At 66.8% G+C, this 3294-nt stretch carries 1 protein-coding gene and 2 pseudogenes; 2 read left to right on the top strand and 1 reads right to left on the bottom strand.

Annotated features, from left to right (window positions below):
- Positions 1 to 285 precede the first annotated feature (285 nt).
- A pseudogene (locus tag ACZ44S_RS39075) lies at positions 286 to 933 on the bottom strand (VTT domain-containing protein); the annotation flags it as partial.
- 204 nt (positions 934 to 1137) lie between these two features.
- On the opposite strand from ACZ44S_RS39075, the pseudogene ACZ44S_RS39070 reads away from it, so the two are divergent.
- A pseudogene (locus ACZ44S_RS39070) lies at positions 1138 to 1509 on the top strand (helix-turn-helix domain-containing protein); the annotation flags it as partial.
- Between the two features lie 117 nt (positions 1510 to 1626).
- A complete protein-coding gene (locus ACZ44S_RS39065) occupies positions 1627 to 3207 on the top strand; it encodes an ISL3 family transposase (RefSeq protein ID WP_466938262.1) in 1581 nt (526 codons plus the stop codon).
- Positions 3208 to 3294 lie beyond the last annotated feature (87 nt).

Genomic DNA, 3294 nt, shown 5'->3' with positions numbered 1-3294 from the left:
CGGATGTTGGCGACCTTCGGGGGGCGGGAGAGGACTCTGGCCGAGTACACGGATCTCGCGGGCGCCGCGGGACTTGAGGTGGGGCAAGTTCAACGGATGAGTTCGGGGTCCTCGATCATCGAGTGCATTCCAGTGGCCTGACTGCTCGGGTCTTCATCCGAACTCACTGCGCAAGAGCGGACAGCATCCTCGCCTGGCCGGTCTGCCCGCTCTTCCAGCATGCAAGACCAAGGACCGTCACCGCCTGATGCGAGGATCACGCGAGGCCGTTGACTCGATATTTGCTGGTCTGCCCGTGCCAGCGGTCTTGGCCTCCTTCCGGGCCTTGACCACTTCGAAGATCACGGGCACCACCGAGATGAGCACGATCAACACCAAGATCGATTCGACGTGCTCCCGGATGAACGCGATCTGTCCGAGAAAATAGCCAGCCACCGTGACACCGCCCCCCCAGCCGATGCCGCCGATCACGTTGTATGTGAGGAAGGTCCGGTACTTCATGGAGCCGGCTCCTGCGACCATTGGCGCAAAGGTCCGGATGATCGGCACGAAGCGGGCGAGCACGATGGCCTTCGGGCCGTGCCGTTCCATGAACTCGTGGGCTTTGTCCAGGTTCTCCCGTTTGAAGAGCTTGGAGTTCGGCCGGTTGAACAGCTTCGGGCCGAAAAACTTGCCGATCATGTAACCGATCTGGTCACCGATGATCGCGGCGGCCGCGATCAGGGTGCAGACCAGCCATAGCGGCTGAGTGATGTACTTCCCGTCCGCGACCAGCAGGCCCGCCGTAAACAGCAGCGAGTCGCCCGGCAGGAACGCGAAGAGCCCCGATTCGGCGAAGACGATGACCAGGATGCCGATCAGGCCGAAGTGCGAGATCAGATAGTCCGGAGACAGCCACTCTGGGCCGAGCGCGAGCGTGTGTAGGGGTTCCACTGTTTCCGGGCTCCTGAATCAGCTGGGTACATGAGCAAAGCAGATGATCTCTAGTATCAGGCCCATTAGACGGCCGACTTGTGGCACATGGTCAGCTTCCAGCCACTGAGCCTCTAGTGCTCTGACCGGGAAGGTTCGCCGGGTTGGTGGTCGCGGCGGTTGGATGTCCGGTGACGTCCGTTCGTCCCATCGCTGGGGGGTGTGGTGGCTGAGCCTGTCCGTGTGCGCAGGTTGACCGACCAAGAGGGGCAGAGGCCGCAGCAGATCGTGCGCCGGGGCAGCACCAGTTCGGTGCGCTACCGGCGCGCGATGATGCTGCCGGCCTCGGCCGGCGGGAACCGAGTCCCAGTGATTGCCCAGCTGGTGCAGGCAGACGAGGACACTGTCCGCGACGTAATCCACCGGTTCAACGAGATCGGCCTGGCCTGCCTGGACCCTCAGTGGGCGGGAGGCCGTCCCCGCCTGCTCAGTCCTGACGACGAGGACTTCGTCGTCGCGACGGCCACCACACGCCCGACCAAGCTCGGCCAGCCCTTCACCCGCTGGTCCGTCCGCAAACTTGCCGCCTGTCGGCGTACAAGCGAACGTGGCCCTGGCAAGATTTCCGTGATGCTGGGGTGTGCGACCGTGCGCCGGTGACGCTCCGTCACGGGTAGCGGCAGTGTCGGCGAGTGTGATGACCTCATATGGATCATGTCTCCGCACCTTGATGCGGTGCGGGTGGAACGAGTATGGGTGGCGGGAGGTGTAGTCCGCATCGCGGCCCGCACTCGCGAATTGACGGTGGCCTGTCCAGACTGCGGTTGCGGTTCCGCGCGGGTGCACAGCCGCTACGGCCGCGCGCTGGCCGATGTCGCTGTGGGTGGCCGACCGGTGGTGATCGAGCTGTCGGTGCGACGGTTGTTCTGTGACGGTCCGGGCTGTGGTCGGCGGACGTTCGCCGAGCAGGTCGAGGGGCTGACGGCGCGCTACCAGCGCCGCAGCCCGCTGCTGCAGCACCTGGTGGAGATGGCCGGGGTGCTCCTCGCCGGCCGTGGCGGCGCCCGGCTCCTACAGATCCTGCAGACCCCCCTGTCGCGGACCAGCGTGCTGTTCCACTTGATGCGCTTGCCCCTTCCGCCGGCAGCGATCCCGCGGGTGTTGGGCGTGGACGACTTCGCGTTGTACTCGGACGTCTACGGCACCCTGCTGGTGGATGCCGACACCCGGCTGCCGATCGAACTGTGGGCCGGCCGCGATGCCGAGCAATTGGCCGCCTGGCTGCGGACTCACCCCGGTGTTGACGTGGTCTGCCGGGACGGCTCGCTGGTCTACCGACAGGGCATCGCCGACGGCGCCCCGGACGCGGTGCAGGTCAGCGACCGCTTCCACCTGTGGCAGGGCCTGTCGAAGCGGGTCGGCGATGTTGCCGCGGCCCACCGAGGATGCTTGTCCGCGGCGGTCCCCGAGCCCGAAGCGGCATCGCCGCCAGCGAGCCCGGCAGCACCGTCCGACGAGGCTGACACCGCCGCCCGCCGTCATGCGAAGCGGCTGTTCGAGGCGGTGCACGCGGTGACCGACACCGGCCGTTCGCTCAGCTCGGCAGCCCGCGAGCTGGGCCTGAACCGCCGCACCGTGAGCAAGTACGCCCGGGCAGCCACCTGGCAGGAATGCGTACGCCGGGCCCCGCCTCGTCGGCCTACGAGTCTTGATCCATACCTGGACTATCTGCGGCAGCGCTGGGAGGAAGGCGAGCACACCGCCACGGTGCTGCACCAGGAGATCTCTGCCAAGGGCTACGGCGGCCACTACCAACGGGTCAAGATGGCCATCGCACCATTACGCCGCGGCCTTCCGATCGACACCCCACGCGAGCGACCGCCCTCACCCCGCCAGGTCACCCGCTGGATCACCACCGCACCATCCCGACGCGACCTCCACACCACCGAGGCCCTCAGACGGCTGCTCGACCACTGCCCCGAACTGGCACGAACCCACGACCTGGTGCGTCAGTTCGCCGCCATGCTCGACACCCGCGACGCCCGCCCGCTGCCGCACTGGCTCGAGCAACTGTCCGGCGCCCACCTCCCAGCCCTGGCCAGCCTGGCCAACGCCATCCGCGAGGACCAGCCCGCAGTCGTGCAGGGCATCACCACCCCGTTCAACTCCGGCGTCAACGAGGGCCGCATCACCGATCTGAAACTCCAGAAACGGATCATGGCCGGACGCGCAGGTGTCCCACTGCTCCGCCAACGCGTCATCCTCATGGCCCTGCTCCGACGCCACTACCCGTGACGGAGCGTCACCGGCGCACGGTCGCACACCCCAGCATCACGGAAATCTTGCCAGGGCCACTCAGACGAGTACACGGACACCGCCCAC

It is taken from the genome of Streptomyces malachitofuscus (assembly GCF_055571035.1).
This window is presented reverse-complemented; position numbering and strand designations above follow the sequence as displayed.